We start from the raw sequence: 17,581 nt of genomic DNA, 5'->3' as shown, positions 1-17,581 counted from the left end.
TTCTGCGACTTGAGTGTGCCGCCGTGTCTGGAGTGGCGCCGGACCTGTCACGATGACGCCGCAGCGGGCGTAGGCGCTCGTGCCTTGAGAGCAGAGGGAATCCAACAGTGAGTCAGATCATCCGCCGCCTCGGTGTCGCTCCGCGTTTCCGGGGGAGCACGAATGGTGCGACGTGTCCCGACATCTTCGAGCTGGCCGACGGCAACTTCGCCGTCATCGGCACGGATGTGACCGACTCCCTGGACGCCGAGTTGCCCGCCGACGCCGCGCGCGCGGACTACGAACGCATCGTCGTGATCAGCCGTGAGACCTTGGTCAGGGCCAAGGCGGACATCCCGGACGCCTAGAAGCGCCTGCGGAGAGACGTCCAGAAGCGCCGGCGGGGAGACGCCCCAAAGCGCCTGTGGACAGAGGGCCGGGCCGTTCGCGGTGCGCACCGCCGCGGGCCGGCCCCGCGGCTCACGCCTCGCCGGGCGGGATGCCGACCACCCACCACTCCTCCGTGTCCGCCTCGTCGAGCTGCAGCAGCAGATCGTCGACCAGCAGACCCAGTTCCGCCTCTTCCGTCCCCGTCAGGCTCGCGCGCTGCTGCTGGGTCGCGTACCAGTACTCCCGGACGATCGGGTTCTGGAACGTGCCCCGCACCCGCTTCAGGAACTCGTCCCTCGTCATGTTGCCGATGCGGTAGTAGCAGAGCAGATTCGTGTACAGGGCGTTCGCGAAGAGGTATTGCCTGCGCTTCTGGGTGGTCACCTGCACCTCGAAGACGCTCAGCACCTCGGCGAGTTCGGGGTCGTCGATCGCCTTGCTGAGCAGCTCCCAGTGCTGCCGCTGCTGCATGGCCAGGTTCGCCTGCTGCTGGTTGCCCGTGTGCTTCTCCAGGTGCGCCAGACGCTCGTTGATCGCGTCCAGGGTGTGTCGCTGTGCTGCCATGGCAGCGAGGGCACCCGCGGCCAGGCCCAGGCCGGCCGCGGCGGCGGAGCGGAGCCTCCGCAGCCCCATGTTCTGTGTGGCCATGTCAAATACCCCCGATCAGGCCGCCGTCCGCCGGTCGTCGGAGAGTTGGGCCTGTCGGCGGGGACCGGCGAGCGGTGGGCGGCGCTTGCCGCCTTCCAGGGTGCCGAGCGGCTCTGATCGGCGGGAAGGCGGAGAGGAGGCGCACGGAGGGAAGCGAGGGTCGCACATACCGGCGCCTTCCCCAACGTCTGCCCCACAGATGCTGCTAACAATCGTTCACTTCGCCGTCGTTCTTGTCGCTCGTATCCTGGGACGACAGTCGATTTTCGGTGCGCACGCCGAGAGTGAGCCGGTGCGCGCACAGGTGCGAAAGGGGTCGCGTGTCGGAGCGGAGCAGCGGGCGGCAGATTCCGGTGGTGGTCCTGGCCGGTTTTCTCGGCTCGGGGAAGACCACCCTCCTCAACCACCTCCTCCACCGCAGCGGCGGCAGCCGCATCGGTGCCGTCGTGAACGACTTCGGGGCCATCGAGATCGACGCCATGGCCGTCGCGGGGGCCCTCGGCGACTCGACCGTGTCGCTCGGCAACGGCTGCCTGTGCTGCGCGGTGGACAGCAGCGAACTCGACGTCTACCTGGAACGCCTGGCCAGGCCCTCCGCCGGGATCGACGTCATCGTCATCGAGGCCAGCGGTCTCGCCGAACCGCAGGAGCTCGTGCGGATGGTGCTCGCCAGCGAGCACCCCGGGATCGTGTACGGCGGACTCGTCGAGGTCGTGGACGCCGCCGAGTTCGACGACACCCGGGCCAGGCACCCGCAGATCGACCGGCACCTCGCCCTCGCCGACCTCGTCGTCGTGAACAAGATCGACCGGGTGACGGACGCGGCACGCGTGCTGGGGCTCGTCCGCTCCCTGGTCGACCGTGCCGCCGTGGTGCCCGCCTCCTACGGCCGTGTCGATCCCGCGTTCCTCTTCGACTGCAGGCCCGGCGAGGAGCGCATCGGGCAGCTGTCGTTCGACGACCTGCACCGCCACGACGACGCGGAGGACGATCACACGGCACATCTGCACGCCGCGTACGACAGCCTCTCCTTCGCCTCCGCGCGCCCCACGGACCCACGGCGGCTGATCCGCTTCCTGGACAGCCGTCCCGCCGGGCTGTACCGGATCAAGGGGTACGTCGACTTCGGGCCGTACGACGTCCGCAACCGGTACGCCGTGCACGCCGTGGGGCGCTTCCTGCGCTTCTACCCCGAGCCCTGGCCGGCCGGCGCGGAGCGGCGGACGCAGCTCGTGCTCATCGGGGCGGGCATCGACGCCGCCGCCCTCCGCGCGGAGCTGGAGGCGTGCGGGAACGACGGCGCCCCACACGCCGACGAGGACGGCATGTGGGGCGTGCTGCGCTATGTGCAGGAGACCGAGGAGGCCGAGGACCCCGCGGCCTAGACGGGGCCTGCCACCACGTGCACCGTCTTCGGCAGGGACAGCCCCGAACCGTCCCGGCGCGGGTCCGGTACCGGGAGGTCCACCGCGGCGCCGTTCTTCTGGGCGGCACGGGCAGGAAGTGGGCCGGCCCAGGCCAGGGACAGGCAGTCCTCGCCCTTCAGGAACCGCTGGCAGCGCACACCGCCGGTGGCCCGGCCCTTGCGCGGGAACTGGTCGAACGGGGTCAGCTTGGCCGTCGTCTGGACGGAGTCGTCCAGTGTGCCGCGCGAGCCCGCGACCGTGAACACCACCGCGTCCGCCGCCGGATCGACCGCCGTGAAGGAGATGACCTTCGCGCCGTCGGTGAGCTTGATGCCCGCCATACCGCCCGCGGGCCGGCCCTGCGGGCGGACCTGCGACGCCTGGTAGCGCAGCAACTGCGCGTCGTCGCTGATGAAGACCAGGTCCTCCTCGCCCGTGCGCAGCTCGACCGCGCCGACGATCCGGTCGCCCTCCTTGAGGGTGATGACCTCCAGCTCCTCCTTGTTGGACGGGTAGTCGGGCACCACGCGCTTGACGACTCCCTGTTCCGTGCCGAGGGCCAGGCCGGGCGACGACTCGTCGAGCGTGGTCAGACACACCACCTGCTCGTCGTCCTCCAGCGACACGAACTCCGCCAGGGGCGCCCCGCCCGACAGGTTCGGCGTCGGCATCGTCTCGGGGAGCTGCGGGAGGTCCACGACGTTCAGCCGGAGCAGGCGGCCGGCCGAGGTGACCACACCGATCTCGCCGCGGGCCGTCGCGGGCACCGCCGAGACGATCACGTCGTGCTTGACGCGCTTGGCGCCGGGGGCGTCGACGAGCGGTGCGTCGTTCGCCGTGCGGGCGAGCAGGCCCGTGGAGGACAGCAGCACGCGGCACGGGTCGTCGGCCACCTGCAGCGGCACGGCGGCGGCCGGGGTCGCGGCCGACTCCAGCAGCAGCGTACGACGGTCGTTGCCGAACTTCTTGGCGACCGCGGCCAGTTCGGCCGAGACCAGCTTGCGCAGCTCCGCGTCCGAGTCCAGGATCCGGGTCAGCTCCTCGATCTCCGCGTTCAGCCGGTCCTTCTCCGCCTCCAGCTCGATCCGGTCGTACTTGGTGAGGCGGCGCAGCGGCGTGTCCAGGATGTACTGGGTCTGGACCTCGCTGAGGGAGAAGTGCTCGATCAGACGCTGCTTGGCCTGCGCGGAGTTCTCGCTGGAGCGGATGAGGCGGATGACCTCGTCGATGTCCAGCAGGGCCGTCAGCAGGCCCTCGACCAGGTGGAGCCGGTCGCGCCGCTTGCTGCGGCGGAACTCCGAACGCCGCCGCACGACGTCGAAGCGGTGGTCGAGGTAGACCTCCAGGAGCTCCTTGAGGCCGAGGGTGAGGGGCTGGCCGTCCACCAGGGCCACGTTGTTGATGCCGAAGGACTCCTCCATCGGCGTCAGCTTGTACAGCTGCTCCAGCACCGCTTCCGGCACGAAGCCGTTCTTGATCTCGATGACCAGGCGCAGACCGTGCTCGCGGTCGGTGAGGTCCTTGACGTCGGCGATGCCCTGGAGCTTCTTCGAGCCGACGAGGTCCTTGATCTTGGCGATCACCTTCTCCGGACCCACCGTGAAGGGCAGCTCGGTGACGACGAGGCCCTTGCGGCGCGCCGTCACGTCCTCCACGGTGACCGTCGCGCGGATCTTGAAGGTGCCGCGGCCCGTCTCGTACGCGTCCCGGACGCCGGAGAGGCCGACGATCCGGCCGCCGGTCGGCAGGTCGGGGCCCGGGACGTGCTTCATCAGGGCGTCGAGATCGGCGTTGGGGTGCCTGATCAGGTGGCGGGCGGCCGCGACGACCTCGCGCAGGTTGTGCGGCGGCATGTTGGTGGCCATGCCGACGGCGATGCCCGAGGCGCCGTTCACCAGCAGGTTCGGGAACGCGGCGGGCAGCGCGACCGGTTCCTGCTCCTGACCGTCGTAGTTGGGCGCGAAGTCGACCGTGTCCTCGTCGATGGACTCGGTCATCAGGCTCGTGGCCTCGGCCATCCGGCACTCGGTGTACCGCATGGCGGCGGGCGGGTCGTCGTTGCCCAACGAGCCGAAGTTGCCGTGGCCGTCGACCAGCGGGACGCGCATGGAGAACGGCTGGGCCATGCGGACCAGGGCGTCGTAGATCGACGCGTCGCCGTGGGGGTGCAGCTTGCCCATGACCTCGCCGACCACGCGGGCGCACTTCACGTAACCGCGCTCGGGGCGCAGGCCCATCTCGTTCATCTGGTAGACGATGCGGCGGTGCACCGGTTTGAGGCCGTCACGCGCGTCCGGCAGGGCGCGTGAGTAGATGACCGAGTACGCGTACTCGAGGAAGGAGCCCTGCATCTCGTCGACGACGTCGATGTCGAGGATCTTCTCCTCGTACGAGTCGTCGGGCGGCGGGGTCTTCGTGCTGCGGCGGGCCATCGCTGCCGGCTCCTTGCTGAAGCGTGTGACGGGATCTGACGCGGACCATTGTGGACCGTCGCACTGACAAGCGGGACCAAGACCCGGCTCCGGCCGTCCGGCGCGGGCGGGTGGCGACGGCGCGAGAAGGGTACGGGGGAGTGCGCGGCCGGCCCCGCGCGGGGTTGCCGGTCGGCGGGGCGACTTGGGCGGGGGCGGGTCGCGCGGCCGGGGTGCGCGCGGTGCCTCCCGCACTCCCGGGCGCTCGCCACCCGGCGTGGTTCGCCCGTGAGGAACACGGGGACAGCTCGCCTGCCCGCGGCCGCGTGGGCCAGGGACCGCGCGGGCGGCCCGCCCCGCCCGTGGTGCCGTTGTCTGAGGCCGGGACCCCAGCCTCCACACCGGCATCACGTGTCCCACCAGGTTCTCGCTCTCGGCGTAGCCGGCCCGGCCGGGAACTTCACCGGCCGTCCGCACGCTTGCATACAGTGGCAGGACCGGCAGAAACGGCGGTTTCGACAACCGCCTCCGCGATCGAAGGGACGTACATGCCCATGGGTCACACGGCCACAGCCCAGGCAGGCTCCGGCGGCCTGACAGCGACCGAGCACCGCCTGGCCAACGGCCTGCGCGTGGTGCTCTCCGAGGACCACCTGACCCCGGTCGCCGCGGTGTGCCTCTGGTACGACGTGGGTTCGCGTCACGAAGTCAAGGGACGTACCGGTCTGGCTCACCTTTTCGAGCACCTGATGTTCCAGGGATCCGCCCAGGTCAAGGGGAACGGCCACTTCGAGCTGGTCCAGGGCGCCGGCGGCTCCCTCAACGGCACCACCAGTTTCGAGCGCACCAACTACTTCGAGACCATGCCCGCCCACCAGCTGGAGCTCGCCCTCTGGCTGGAGGCCGACCGCATGGGCTCCCTGCTGACCGCCCTGGACGACGAGTCCATGGAGAACCAGCGGGACGTCGTCAAGAACGAGCGCCGCCAGCGCTACGACAACGTCCCCTACGGCACGGCCTTCGAGAAGCTGACCGCGCTCGCCTACCCGGAGGGCCACCCGTACCACCACACGCCGATCGGCTCGATGGCGGACCTGGACGCGGCGACCCTGGAGGACGCCCGCCAGTTCTTCCGCACCTACTACGCGCCGAACAACGCCGTGCTGTCCGTCGTCGGCGACATCGACCCGGAGCAGACGCTCGCCTGGATCGAGAAGTACTTCGGCTCCATCCCCTCCCACGACGGCAAGCCCGCACCGCGCGACGGTTCGCTCCCCGACGTCATCGGCGGGCAGCTGCGCGAGATCGTGGAGGAGGAGGTCCCCGCGCGGGCGCTGATGGCCGCCTACCGGCTGCCGGAGGACGGCACGCGCGCGTGCGACGCGGTGGACCTGGCCCTCACCGTCCTCGGCGGCGGCGAGTCCTCCCGGCTCTACAACCGGCTGGTACGGCGCGACCGCACGGCCGTCGCCGCCGGGTTCGGCCTGCTCCGGCTGGCCGGGGCGCCCTCCCTGGGCTGGCTGGACGTGAAGACGTCCGGCGACGTGGAGGTGCCCGTCATCGAGGCCGCCATCGACGAGGAGCTCGCCCGCTTCGCCGACGAGGGCCCCACGGCCGAGGAGATGGAGCGCGCCCAGGCCCAGCTGGAGCGCGAGTGGCTCGACCGGCTCGGCACGGTCGCGGGCCGCGCCGACGAACTGTGCCGGTACGCCGTCCTGTTCGGCGACCCCCAGCTCGCCCTGACCGCCGTCCAGCGCGTGCTCGACGTGACGGCGGAGGAGGTGCAGGAGGTCGCGAAGTCCCGCCTGCGCCCCGACAACCGCGCGGTGCTCGTCTACGAGCCCGTCGCCCCCGAGGCCGAGGACACCGAGGAAGCCGCCGCAGTCGCCGGCACCGACGAGAACGAGGAGGCGGCCAAGTGACCGAGCTCGCCACGATGGACTTCCACCCGCAGCCCCAGGCGGGCGAGGCCAGGCCCTGGGCCTTCCCGGCCCCCGAGCGCGGCACGCTGGACAACGGCCTGACGGTGCTGCGCTGCCACCGCCCCGGCCAGCAGGTCGTCGCCGTGGAGGTGATCCTCGACGCGCCCCTGGAGGCCGAGCCGGCCGGCCTCGACGGCGTCGCCACGATCATGGCGCGGGCCTTCTCCGAGGGCACCGACAAGCACTCCGCCGAGGAGTTCGCCGCCGAACTGGAGCGCTGCGGCGCCACCCTGGACGCGCACGCCGACCACCCCGGGGTCCGCCTCAGCCTGGAGGTCCCGGCCTCACGGCTCGCCAAGGGCCTCGGACTGGTCGCGGACGCCCTCAGGGCGCCCGCGTTCGCCGACAGCGAGGTCGAGCGGCTGGTCCGCAACCGCCTCGACGAGATCCCGCACGAGCTGGCCAACCCCTCCCGCCGCGCGGCGAAGGAGCTCTCCAAGGAGCTGTTCCCGGCGAGTTCGCGCATGTCGCGTCCCCGCCAGGGCACCGAGGAGACGGTCGAGGGCATCGACTCGGCGGCCGTGCGCGCCTTCTACGAGCAGCACGTCCGCCCCGCCACGGCGACCGCGGTGGTCGTCGGTGACCTCACCGGCATCGACCTGGACGCGCTGCTCGGCGACACCCTGGGCGCCTGGACCGGCTCCCCGGGCAAGCCGCGCCCCGTCCCGGCCGTGGTCGCCGACGACACCGGCCGGGTCGTCATCGTGGACCGCCCCGGCGCCGTCCAGACGCAGCTGCTGATCGGCCGCATCGGACCCGACCGGCACGACCGCGTGTGGCCCGCGCAGGTGCTCGGCACCTACTGCCTCGGCGGCACCCTCACCTCCCGTCTGGACCGCGTCCTGCGCGAGGAGAAGGGCTACACCTACGGCGTGCGGTCGTTCGGGCAGGTCCTCAGGTCCGCCCCGGACGGCACGGGCGCGGCGATGCTGGCCATCAGCGGCTCCGTCGACACCCCGAACACCGGTCCCGCCCTCGGCGACCTGTGGACGGTGCTGCGCACCCTCGCCGCGGAAGGACTGACCGACGCGGAACGCGACGTCGCCGTGCAGAACCTCGTCGGCGTGGCGCCGCTGAAGTACGAGACCGCCGCGGCCGTCGCGAGCACCCTGGCCGACCAGGTCGAGCAGCACCTGCCCGACCACTACCAGGCGGACCTGTACCGGCAGTTGGCCGCGACCGGCACCGTGGAGGCCACCGCGGCGGTCGTCAAGGCCTTCCCGGTGGACCGCCTGGTGACCGTCCTCGTCGGGGACGCGGCGCAGATCAAGGCGCCCGTCGAGGCCCTCGGCATCGGGGAAGTCACCGTCGTTACGGCCGAGTAGCGAGCCGCGGAGGCGCACACGCGCGTGAGGCCCTGGTGACACGCGAGTCACCAGGGCCCACTCATGCCCGAATTGCGACGGAGGATGCCCGTCTGCCCTGTGGGATGCGCTACAAAAGCCGTGATCCGCTTGGGGATCGAAAGATCTCCCGCTTAGCGTCTTCCGGGCTGTTCGTCGGGCAGTGCGCCGCACCCGCGGCAGCGGACAGCCATCGCCGAGTCCCCGTACGGCGCGAGCCAGGGGAGCCGGGGACCCACCGTAGTCCCTGGGGTGAATCGGACGCCCGCGCGTGTCGTGAGGGAGTCCGTAGGAGACCTTCCTGCTCCGAACCCGTCAGCTAACCCGGTAGGCGAGAGGGAAGGAAAGGACCAGCCTCCACATGGCGTTCACCCGCGCCTCCGGGAAACACCGTCGTCCGAGCCGGACGCAGCGCGGCACCGCCCGCGCGGCGGGCGTCGCGGCGCTCGCCACCTCCGGCGTCGTCGGTTCCCTCGCGGCCCCCGCGCTCGCCGCCGGACCGGCCGCCGCACAGACCGGCCTCACCCCCGTCGTCACCCTGGGCGACGCGGTCGCCGACCGGATCGACGCCCAGGCGGCCGCCCAGCACGAGGCCGCCCGGGAGGCCGCCGAGGCCGCCGCGCGGAAGGCGGCCGAGCAGGCCGCGCGCGAGAAGGCCGCCGAAGCGGCAGCCGAGGCCCGAGCGGAGAAGGAGCGCGCCGCGCGGGAGGCCGAGCGCAAGCGTCTCAACACCTTCGTCTCCCCGATCGCCGGCTCCTACGTGTCGACCGGCTACAAGAGCGGCGGCGCCGTCTGGTCCTCCGGCAGCCACACCGGTGTCGACTTCCACGCCGCGAGCGGCACCCCGGTCCGGTCGGTCGGCATCGGCACCGTCGTCGAGGCCGGCTGGGGCGGCGCCTACGGCAACCAGATCGTCATCAGGATGAACGACGGCACGTACACCCAGTACGGTCACCTGTCCTCCCTCGGCGTCTCGGTGGGTCAGCAGGTCACCGCAGGGCAGCAGATAGGCGTCTCCGGCGCGACCGGCAACGTCACCGGCGCGCACCTGCACTTCGAGGCCCGTACGACCGCCGAGTACGGCTCCGACATCGACCCCGTCGCCTACCTCCGCGCGCACGGCGTGAACCTCTGACACCCGCGGCCGGCCGCCCGCGCGGCGGCCCCGCTCACCGTGGCCCCGGCTCCCGAGCCGGGGCTTTCGGCGTTTCAGCGGGCCGCTTGTCCAAAAAATACGCATGGTTTCCGTACCCCCTTCGGAAAATCCCGCTGATTTCAATAGAGTCACGGAACACACGTCGATCTTCGACGTTTCACGGGGATTAAGCCGGAGGTCGGTCATGCGTATTCCCGCGCACTCGGTGTGCACGGCGATCCGGGACGACATCGTCGCGGGTGTCCACGAGCGCGGCAGCCGGCTCACCGAGGAACTCCTCGCCCGTCGTTACGGCGTCTCCCGCGTCCCCGTCCGGGAGGCCCTGCGCACGCTGGAGGCCGAGGGCTTCGTGGTGACCCGGCGCCATGCGGGCGCGTGCGTGGCGGAACCCACCGAGCAGGAGGCCGCCGACCTGCTGGAGATGCGCCTGCTGCTCGAGCCGCTCGGCGCCTCCCGCGCGGCACAGCGCCGCACCGAGGCCCATCTGAAGGTGCTGCGCGGCTTGGTCAGGCTCGGGCAGGAACGCGCCCGTCAGGGCAACAGCGAGGACCTGCGCTCCCTGGGCGGCTGGTTCCACGAGACGCTCGCCCAGGCCTCCGGCAGCCCGGCGCTGGCGTCGACGCTGACCCAGTTGCGGCACAAGATCGCCTGGATGTACGCCACCGAGGGGCCGCCCGACCCGGTCGAGTACTGGGCGGAACACGGCGCGATCGTGGACGCCGTGGGGCGCGGCGACGGCGACCGCGCGCGGGCCGTCACGGCGCTGCACACCGAGCGCGCGAGCGCCGCGCACCGGCTGCGTCTCGCCCCCGGCGGCGAGCGGGCCGGCCGCACGGACCGTGTGAGGAACTCGCAACATCCCGTAAACACGCCGAGCCTGCGGCATTAACACGAGGGCCGTATACAAAGAAGAGCATTTCGTGCCGAAGTCATTCCGCTGCCCTTTTCCGCAGTGCGGTGAATTCACGGCCGCGGCTTTCCGTGTGCCCGCGCGGACAATTCTGGGTGCCCGCGCGAACAATCCGAGGTGCTCGTGCGGATGCTTTGGCGTACCCGGGCGGACGCGTTCCTTTCTGCCCGTGCGGATGGAGTCCCGTGCGGTGCGCTCCCGTGTCCGCGCGCACAACGCGCGCCGGGGAATGCGGCCGGCCGATCCGGTGGGCAGGGAACACGACGGAGCCGCGCCACCCGGGAAGGGCGACGCGGCTCCGCGGCTGTCACACGTGGGCTCAGACGGTCTCGGGAAGTTCCTCGAGGCCCTCGGAGACCAGCTTCGCCAGACGGTCCAGGGCGACGTCCGCGCCCTCCGCGTCGGAAGCGAGGACGATCTCCTCGCCGCCCTGGGCGCCCAGGCCGAGGACGGCCAGCATGGAGGCCGCGTTGACGGGGTTGCCCCCGGCCTTGGCGATCGTCACCGGGACGCCTGCGGCCGTGGCGGCTCGGACGAAGATGGAGGCGGGGCGGGCGTGGAGACCCTCGGCCCAGCCGACGTTGACGCGGCGCTCAGCCATGTGTTGCTGCCCTTCGCTGTTCAGGGTTGTCTAGACCAGTTTCCCACATCGTGAAGCGCGGCCCGGAGCGGCCTGCGCGCCCGCTCCCGGTGACCGCCGGACCGCGGCCTCGGTCCGGCTCCCGTCCACCACAGACTGCCTCGCGCCGTTGTCGTACGCGAGCCGTACTCTGGGGCCCATGCAGACCTCGTCGGACCGGCACGAGTATCCCGCCCACTGGGAGGCCGACGTGGTGCTGCGCGACGGCGGCACCGCGCGCGTCCGCCCCATCACCGTTGATGACGCCGAGCGCCTGGTCAGCTTCTACGAGCAGGTGTCGGACGAGTCGAAGTACTACCGCTTCTTCGCGCCCTACCCTCGCCTGTCCGCCAAGGACGTCCACCGCTTCACGCACCACGACTTCGTGGACCGGGTGGGACTCGCGGCCACCATCGGCGGCGAGTTCATCGCCACCGTACGCTACGACCGGATCGGCGCCGACGGGACGCCCGCCTCCGCGCCCGCCGACGAGGCCGAGGTCGCCTTCCTCGTGCAGGACGCCCACCAGGGCCGGGGCGTCGCCTCCGCCCTGCTGGAACACATCGGTGCCGTCGCGCGGGAGCGCGGCATCCGCCGGTTCGCCGCCGAGGTGCTGCCCGCCAACACCAAGATGATCAAGGTGTTCCGGGACGCCGGGTACACGCAGAAGCGCAGCTTCGAGGACGGTGTCGTCCGCCTGGAGTTCGACCTCGAACCCACCGACCGCTCCATGGCCGTGCAGCACGCGCGCGAACAGCGCGCCGAGGCCCGCTCCGTGCAGCGCCTGCTCGCCCCCGGCTCGGTCGCCGTGGTCGGCGCCGGACGCACCCCCGGCGGCGTCGGCCGCAGCATCCTCGACAACCTCCGGGACGCCGGCTTCACCGGGCGGCTCTACGCCGTGAACGAGGCGTTCCCCGAGGACCGCGAGGAACTCGACGGGGTGCCCGCGTTCCGCTCCGTCCGGGCCGTCGACGGGCCCGTGGACCTCGCCGTCGTCGCGGTGCCCGCCGAGCGCGTCCCCGGGATCGTCACCGAGTGCGGGGAGCACGGAGTGCAGGGGCTCGTCGTCGTCTCCGCCGGGTACGCCGACTCGGGCCCGGAGGGCCGCGAACGCCAGCGCGCCCTCGTACGGCAGGCGCGCACGTACGGCATGCGGATCATCGGCCCGAACGCGTTCGGTGTCATCAACACGTCCCCGGACGTGCGCCTGAACGCCTCCCTCGCACCCGAGCTGCCCCGCCCGGGCCGGATCGGGCTGTTCGCCCAGTCCGGCGCCATCGGCGTCGCCCTCCTGTCGCGCCTGCACCGGCGCGGCGGCGGCGTCACGGGGGTCACCGGCGTGTCCACGTTCGTCTCGTCCGGCAACCGCGCCGACGTCTCCGGCAACGACCTCCTTCAGTACTGGTACGAGGACCCCGACACCGACGTCGTCCTGATGTACCTCGAGTCCATCGGCAACCCCCGCAAGTTCACCCGCCTCGCCCGCCGGACGGCGGCGGCGAAGCCGCTGGTCGTGGTCCAGGGCGCCCGCCATGGAGCGGGCCCCAGGGGGCACGCCGTACGGGCGACCCGGCTGCCTCACGCGACGGTCTCCGCGCTGCTGCGGCAGGCCGGGGTGATACGGGTGGACACCATCACCGAACTGGTCGACGCGGGCCTGCTGCTCGCCCGCCAGCCCCTGCCGGCCGGGCCCCGGGTGGCGATCCTCGGCAACTCCGAGTCCCTGGGCCTGCTGACCTACGACGCGTGCCTCGCCGAGGGGCTGCGCCCGCACCCCCCGCTGGACCTCAGCACCGCGGCATCGGCGGCGGACTTCCACGCCGCGCTCTCCCGCGCGCTGGCGGACGACACCTGCGACGCGGTGGTGGTCACCGCGATCCCGGCGGTGGGCGAGGGGTCGGTCGGCGACGCGGCGCTGGCGCGGGCCCTGCGCTCGGCCGCCGCCGCGGCCCCGGCCAAGCCGGTCCTCGTGGTCCACGTGGAACTGGGCGGTCTCGCGGAGGCCCTCTCGGCCGCGACGAGCACGGCACCGCAGCCACCCGCGGGCGGCGCACCGGAGCCGACCGCGGGCGCCGCGCCCCGCGCGGCAGCGGGCTCCGCGCCGATACCGGGAGACGGCGCCGCCCCCGAAGCACCAACAAACACGGCCCCCGCCCCGGTCCCCCAGGCCGCCCCGACGCCCCGACCGCCCGCGGGCACGCCGACGCCCGCCCCCTCGCCCCACCCCACGGCGGGTCCTTCCGCCACATCAGCCACCGACACCCCTCCCGCCACACCCCCCACGGACGACCGCACGCCGCCCCCCGCGACCTCCCAGGACACCCCACTCGCCCCCGTCGCACCCCCCGAGGACGCCCACCTCATCCCCGCCTACCCCGCCGCCGAACGTGCCGTCCGCGCTCTCGCGCAGGCCGTCGCGTACGCGCAGTGGCGCCGGGACGCCGCCGACCCCGGCAAGGTGCCCGAGTACGAGGACATCGACGTACGGGGAGCCGCCGCCCTCATCGACGGGCTGCTCTCGCGCGGTCAGGGCCTCACTCTCGGCAGCGACCGGACCTGCGACCTGCTCGGCACGTACGGCATCCCCGTGCACCGGGCCCTGTCCGCCCCCACCCCCGACGCCGCGGCGGAGGCCGCCCGCACCCTCGGCTATCCCGTCGCCCTCAAGGCGACCGCCCCGCACCTCAGGCACCGCGCCGACCTCGGGGGCGTACGCCTGGATCTCGCGGACGAGGAGCAACTGCGCCGGGCGTACGCCGAGTTGACCGAGCTGTTCGGCGCGCCGCAGGAGCTGCGTCCCGTGGTGCAGCGCATGGCACCGCGCGGAGTCGACACCGTCGTCCGCGCGGTGATCGACCCGGCGGCCGGAGCCGTGCTGTCCTTCGGCCTCGCCGGGGCCGCCTCGCAGCTGCTGGGGGACAGGGCGCACCGGCTGATACCCGTCACCGACCGGGACGCGACCTCACTGGTGCGATCGATCCGGACGGCCCCGCTCCTCTTCGGCTGGCGCGGCTCGGCACCGGTCGACACCCCCGCCCTGGAGGAGCTGATGCTGAGGGTGTCGCGGCTGGTCGACGACCACCCGGAGGTCGTCGCGGTCACCCTGGAGCCGGTGGTCGTCGCCCCGCACGGCGTGAGCGTCCTGGGCGCCTCCGTACGACTGGCCCCGCCGCCCGCCCGCGACGACCTCGGCCCGCGGACCCTCCCGGCGTACTGAGGACGGACGCCGGGGACGGCACCGTCGCGCTCGCCCAGTGAGATGAGCGGTGCCTCGCAGTCAGCGGTCCCCCGTAGGATGGGCGTCATGGCCAAGACCAGTACGACGACCCAGGGGCTGCGGGCGGCGATCGAGCGCAGCGGCTACTACCCGGCCCTCGTGGCCGAGGCGGTGGAGGCCGCGGTGGGCGGCGAGCCCGTCCGGTCGTACCTGGTCCACCAGGAGACGACGTTCGACCAGAACGAGGTGCGGCGGCATGTGACCGTCCTCGTTCTCACCGGCAACCGCTTCATCGTCAGCCACACCGACGAGCAGGCCGCCGACAACACCTCCCCCACGCCGTACGCCACCACGTCCACGGAGTCGGTCAAGCTCAGCCGGATCTCGTCCATCGTGGTCAGCCGCGTGGTCGCCAACCCGGAGTCGTACACGCCGGGCACGCTGCCGCGCGAGATCGTGCTCACCATCGGCTGGGGCGCCGTCTCCCGCATCGACCTGGAGCCGGCCGCCTGCGGCGACCCGAACTGCGAGGCCGACCACGGCTACACGGGCAACTCGACGGCCGACGACCTGAGCCTGCGCGTCAGCGAGGCGGGCGACGGCCCGGAGACGGTGCGCCAGGCGCTCACGTTCGCCCAGGCCCTCTCCGAGGCGACCGCGGACCCCACCCGCTGATGGTGCAGTCCGCCGTCTGGGACCCCCACCCGGAACCGCTCCCGCTCGCCTCCGCCCCCGTGCCCGAGTACGGCACCGGTTCCCTCGCCGACCTGCTGCCCACACTCGCCGCCGGCCTCGGTGTCCCCGGCATGACCGCCGGCATCACGGAGCTGACGCCCGCCGACCGCAACTGCGTGTTCCTGATCGACGGGCTGGGCTGGGAACAGCTCAAGGCGCACCCGGACGAGGCCCCCTACATGACGTCCCTGCTGGCCGCCTCGCGCGGCGGCACCGGCCGTCCGATCACCGCCGGGTACCCGGCGACGACCGCCACCTCCCTGGCCTCCGTCGGCACCGGCCTGCCGCCGGGAGCGCACGGACTGCCCGGCTACACCGTGCGCGACCCCGGCACCGGCGAGCTGATGAACCAGCTGCGCTGGCAGCCCTGGACCCCGCCCGGCGCCTGGCAGCCGTACCCCACCGTCTTCGAGCTGGCCCACCGCGCGGGTGTGCACGCCGCCCAGGTGTCCTCCCCGACCTTCGCCAACACCCCGCTGACCAAGATCGCGCTCAGTGGCGGCACCTTCCACGGGCGGCTGTCCGGCGAGGAGCGCATGGACCTCGCGGCCGAGCAGCTGGCCGCCGCCGACCGCTCCCTGGTCTACACGTACTACGCCGAGGTCGACGGCGCGGGCCACCGCTTCGGCGTCGACTCCGACACCTGGCGCGGCCAGCTCATGTACGTCGACCGCCTGGTCCAGCGCCTGGCCGAACAACTGCCCCCGCGCAGCGCGCTCTACGTCACCGCCGACCACGGCATGGTCGACGTCCCCTTCGACGAGCAGCACCGCATCGACTTCGACGAGGACTGGGAGCTGAGCGCCGGGGTCGCCCTGCTCGGCGGCGAGGGCCGCGCCCGCCACGTCTACGCCGTACCGGGCGCCGCGAACGACGTGCTGACCTGCTGGCGCGAAGTGCTCGGCGAGCAGTTCTGGGTGGCCTCGCGCGACGAGGCGATCGCCTCCGGCTGGTTCGGGCCGCAGGTCGACGACCGCGTGTACCACCGGATCGGCGACGTGGTCGCGGCCGCGCGGGACGACGTCCTGCTGATCGCCTCCGAGCGGGAGCCGCGGGAGTCGGCGATGGTCGGCAACCACGGTTCGATGACCCCGGCCGAGCAACTGGTCCCGCTCCTCGAAGTACGCTCCTGACCCTCCGCCCCACCCCGACGCCCGCCCCACCACGACCCGCTGCCGAAAGGTGCCCACCCCCTCATGTCCGAGCTGGTGTTCTTTTCCGGAACGATGGACTGCGGGAAGTCGACACTGGCCCTGCAGATCGGTCACAACCGGTCGGCGCGCGGGCTGCAGGGTGTGATCTTCACGCGGGACGACCGGGCGGGGGAGGGGAAGCTCTCCTCACGGCTCGGCCTGGTGACGGAGGCGGTCGAGGCGGCGCCGGGCATGGACCTGCACGCCTACCTGGTGGACCAGCTCTCCAAGGGCGGCAGGGTCGACTACGTGATCGTGGACGAGGCGCAGTTCCTCGCGCCGGAGCAGATCGACCAGCTGGCGCGGGTGGTGGACGACCTGGGGCTGGACGTCTTCGCCTTCGGCATCACCACCGACTTCCGCACCAAGCTGTTCCCGGGTTCGCAGCGGCTGATCGAGCTGGCGGACCGCCTGGAGACCCTTCAGGTCGAGGCGATGTGCTGGTGCGGGGCGCGCGCCACGCACAACGCCCGCACGGTGGGCGGCGAGATGGTCGTGGAGGGCGAGCAGGTCGTCGTCGGCGACGTCAACGGCACCGCCGCCGAGGTGGGTTACGAGGTGCTGTGCCGGCGTCACCACCGCCGCCGGATGACGAGCGTCTCCGCCCGCGCCGGCGCGCTCTCGCCGGACGTCCTGCCGGTGGCCCCCGCCTGAGGCCACCGGCCCCGACGCCCGCCGGGTCAGCGCGCCTGCTGCACCAGCGCGAACCGCGCCCCCTCCGGATCCGTCACCGTGGCGACACGGCCGCGGTCCCCGTCGCGGGCGGGCTCCACGACCAGGCCGCCCAGGTCTCGGACCCGGTCCGCCGCCTCGTCGGTGTCGGTCACGGCGAAGTACGTCGTCCAGTGCGGGCCGCGGTCCCGGGGCAGGGCGTCGCCCACCCCGCGTACACCGGCCACGGGACGGCCGTCGAGGTGCAGGGTGACGCGGTCGGGTCCGGCGGTGGCCGGCGGTCCCTCCTCGTAACCGAGGACGGACCGGTAGAACTTGGCCGTGCCGGCCGCCTCGTAGGTCGTCAGTTCGTTCCAGACCGGTGTGCCGGGCGTGCCCGTGGCGGCGGTCACCGGGGGAGCCGGGGCCCGCACGATGCCGAAGACGGCGCCGCAGGGGTCGGAGCCGATCGCCAGCCGTCCGGCGTCGGCCGAGTCCAGGGGGCCCACGCCGATCGTGCCGCCGCACGACCGCACCGCGGCGGCGCTCGCGTCCACGTCGTCCGAGGGGAAGTACGGCGTCCAGGCGGCCGGCCGGTGACGGTCCGGCGGCAGGACGCCGATGCCGGCCACCTCGCGCCCGTCGAGCAGGGCGCGCACACAGCAGCCGAGTTGCCGGGGTCCGGGCCGGAACTCCCAGCCGAACAGCGCTCCGTAGAACTCCTGGGCCGCGTCCGGTCCGTGCACCATCAGGCTCACCCGGCAGGGTGCGCCGGGCGCGTGCCGAGCGGGTGCCTCGCCGTTCGGGCGGGCGTTCCCCCGTGCGTCGGTCATCGTCACTCTCTTCTCGGCCGCCCGTTGCGGTGGCCGTTGTCCTCTCGCCCCTGCGGGGCCGCGTCGCGTCCGCTCGGCGGATCGTCCCCGTACCGGTGCCGACACAGT

The 17,581-nt window shown here is 72.7% G+C and carries 14 protein-coding genes and 1 riboswitch; of the genes, 10 read left to right on the top strand and 4 right to left on the bottom strand.

Annotated elements, in window-relative coordinates:
* The first annotated feature begins 107 nt into the window (after window positions 1-107).
* Complete coding sequence (locus FHX78_RS08240; RefSeq protein ID WP_145866797.1) at window positions 108-347, top strand: hypothetical protein; 240 nt, start codon at window positions 108-110, stop codon at window positions 345-347.
* A gap of 112 nt (window positions 348-459) precedes the next feature.
* Here the strand turns inward: FHX78_RS08240 and FHX78_RS08235 are convergent, their stop codons facing one another.
* Window positions 460-1,017 carry a DUF6082 family protein gene (locus FHX78_RS08235; protein WP_145866796.1) on the bottom strand — a complete coding sequence of 186 codons (558 nt, stop codon included), beginning with the start codon at window positions 1,015-1,017 and terminating at the stop codon, window positions 460-462.
* A gap of 320 nt (window positions 1,018-1,337) precedes the next feature.
* On the opposite strand from FHX78_RS08235, the gene FHX78_RS08230 reads away from it, so the two are divergent.
* Complete coding sequence (locus FHX78_RS08230) at window positions 1,338-2,402, top strand: CobW family GTP-binding protein (protein ID WP_145866795.1); 1,065 nt, start codon at window positions 1,338-1,340, stop codon at window positions 2,400-2,402.
* On the opposite strand, the gene FHX78_RS08225 is transcribed toward FHX78_RS08230, so the two are convergent.
* Entirely contained in the window at window positions 2,399-4,855 is a 2,457-nt protein-coding gene (locus tag FHX78_RS08225) for a DNA gyrase/topoisomerase IV subunit A (protein ID WP_145866794.1), read from the bottom strand. The two genes, FHX78_RS08230 and FHX78_RS08225, sit on opposite strands and share 4 nt — an antisense overlap.
* Window positions 4,856-5,382: 527 nt before the next feature.
* On the opposite strand from FHX78_RS08225, the gene FHX78_RS08220 reads away from it, so the two are divergent.
* From FHX78_RS08220 to FHX78_RS08205, 4 genes are all read left to right on the top strand, one after another.
* Complete coding sequence (locus tag FHX78_RS08220; protein ID WP_145866793.1) at window positions 5,383-6,756, top strand: M16 family metallopeptidase; 1,374 nt, start codon at window positions 5,383-5,385, stop codon at window positions 6,754-6,756.
* Window positions 6,753-8,141: a M16 family metallopeptidase gene (locus FHX78_RS08215; protein WP_145866792.1), complete on the top strand. Its 1,389-nt coding sequence runs from the start codon at window positions 6,753-6,755 to the stop codon at window positions 8,139-8,141. Before FHX78_RS08220 ends, FHX78_RS08215 begins: the two co-directional genes overlap by 4 nt.
* A gap of 202 nt (window positions 8,142-8,343) precedes the next feature.
* A riboswitch (cyclic di-AMP (ydaO/yuaA leader) is annotated at window positions 8,344-8,508 on the top strand.
* Window positions 8,509-8,520: 12 nt separating this feature from the next.
* On the top strand, window positions 8,521-9,294 hold the full coding sequence (locus tag FHX78_RS08210; protein WP_145866791.1) for a M23 family metallopeptidase: 774 nt from the start codon (window positions 8,521-8,523) through the stop codon (window positions 9,292-9,294).
* A gap of 205 nt (window positions 9,295-9,499) precedes the next feature.
* Window positions 9,500-10,204 carry a GntR family transcriptional regulator gene (locus FHX78_RS08205; RefSeq protein WP_145866790.1) on the top strand — a complete coding sequence of 235 codons (705 nt, stop codon included), beginning with the start codon at window positions 9,500-9,502 and terminating at the stop codon, window positions 10,202-10,204.
* 340 nt (window positions 10,205-10,544) lie between these two features.
* Here FHX78_RS08205 and FHX78_RS08200 read toward each other — a convergent pair whose 3' ends face one another.
* Window positions 10,545-10,826: an HPr family phosphocarrier protein gene (locus FHX78_RS08200; RefSeq protein ID WP_145866789.1), complete on the bottom strand. Its 282-nt coding sequence runs from the start codon at window positions 10,824-10,826 to the stop codon at window positions 10,545-10,547.
* A 178-nt stretch (window positions 10,827-11,004) separates the two neighbouring features.
* Here FHX78_RS08200 and FHX78_RS08190 point away from each other — a divergent pair, with 178 nt between their 5' ends.
* The 4 genes from FHX78_RS08190 to FHX78_RS08175 all read left to right on the top strand — a co-directional run bounded on the left by FHX78_RS08190 (window position 11,005) and on the right by FHX78_RS08175 (window position 16,643).
* Window positions 11,005-14,061: a bifunctional acetate--CoA ligase family protein/GNAT family N-acetyltransferase gene (locus tag FHX78_RS08190; RefSeq protein ID WP_145866788.1), complete on the top strand. Its 3,057-nt coding sequence runs from the start codon at window positions 11,005-11,007 to the stop codon at window positions 14,059-14,061.
* A gap of 78 nt (window positions 14,062-14,139) precedes the next feature.
* A complete protein-coding gene (locus tag FHX78_RS08185) occupies window positions 14,140-14,736 on the top strand; it encodes a DUF5998 family protein (protein ID WP_167531715.1) in 597 nt (198 codons plus the stop codon).
* Window positions 14,736-15,929, top strand: coding sequence for an alkaline phosphatase family protein (locus tag FHX78_RS08180; RefSeq protein ID WP_145866786.1), 1,194 nt, complete (start codon window positions 14,736-14,738; stop codon window positions 15,927-15,929). The genes FHX78_RS08185 and FHX78_RS08180 overlap by 1 nt, the downstream gene beginning before the upstream one ends.
* A 63-nt stretch (window positions 15,930-15,992) precedes the next feature.
* Complete coding sequence (locus FHX78_RS08175) at window positions 15,993-16,643, top strand: thymidine kinase (RefSeq protein ID WP_145866785.1); 651 nt, start codon at window positions 15,993-15,995, stop codon at window positions 16,641-16,643.
* A 26-nt stretch (window positions 16,644-16,669) separates the two neighbouring features.
* On the opposite strand, the gene FHX78_RS08170 is transcribed toward FHX78_RS08175, so the two are convergent.
* A complete protein-coding gene (locus FHX78_RS08170) occupies window positions 16,670-17,473 on the bottom strand; it encodes a VOC family protein (protein WP_145866784.1) in 804 nt (267 codons plus the stop codon).
* Window positions 17,474-17,581 lie beyond the last annotated feature (108 nt).

Source organism: Streptomyces capillispiralis, assembly GCF_007829875.1.
GTDB lineage: Bacteria > Actinomycetota > Actinomycetes > Streptomycetales > Streptomycetaceae > Streptomyces > Streptomyces capillispiralis.
The sequence above is the reverse complement of the archived record's forward strand: the minus strand, read 5'-3'. Positions and strand labels throughout refer to the sequence as shown.

Bases quoted from the DNA above. Each gene is read 5' to 3' on its own strand.
- FHX78_RS08235 (WP_145866796.1), bottom strand. From the start codon at position 1,017: ATGGCCACACAGAACATGGGGCTGCGGAGGCTCCGCTCCGCCGCCGCG.
- FHX78_RS08225 (WP_145866794.1), bottom strand. From the start codon at position 4,855: ATGGCCCGCCGCAGCACGAAGACCCCGCCGCCCGACGACTCGTACGAG.
- FHX78_RS08220 (WP_145866793.1), top strand. From the start codon at position 5,383: ATGCCCATGGGTCACACGGCCACAGCCCAGGCAGGCTCCGGCGGCCTG.
- FHX78_RS08210 (WP_145866791.1), top strand. From the start codon at position 8,521: ATGGCGTTCACCCGCGCCTCCGGGAAACACCGTCGTCCGAGCCGGACG.
- FHX78_RS08205 (WP_145866790.1), top strand. From the start codon at position 9,500: ATGCGTATTCCCGCGCACTCGGTGTGCACGGCGATCCGGGACGACATC.
- FHX78_RS08200 (WP_145866789.1), bottom strand. From the start codon at position 10,826: ATGGCTGAGCGCCGCGTCAACGTCGGCTGGGCCGAGGGTCTCCACGCC.
- FHX78_RS08190 (WP_145866788.1), top strand. From the start codon at position 11,005: ATGCAGACCTCGTCGGACCGGCACGAGTATCCCGCCCACTGGGAGGCC.
- FHX78_RS08185 (WP_167531715.1), top strand. From the start codon at position 14,140: ATGGGCGTCATGGCCAAGACCAGTACGACGACCCAGGGGCTGCGGGCG.
- FHX78_RS08180 (WP_145866786.1), top strand. From the start codon at position 14,736: ATGGTGCAGTCCGCCGTCTGGGACCCCCACCCGGAACCGCTCCCGCTC.
- FHX78_RS08175 (WP_145866785.1), top strand. From the start codon at position 15,993: ATGTCCGAGCTGGTGTTCTTTTCCGGAACGATGGACTGCGGGAAGTCG.
- FHX78_RS08170 (WP_145866784.1), bottom strand. From the start codon at position 17,473: ATGACCGACGCACGGGGGAACGCCCGCCCGAACGGCGAGGCACCCGCT.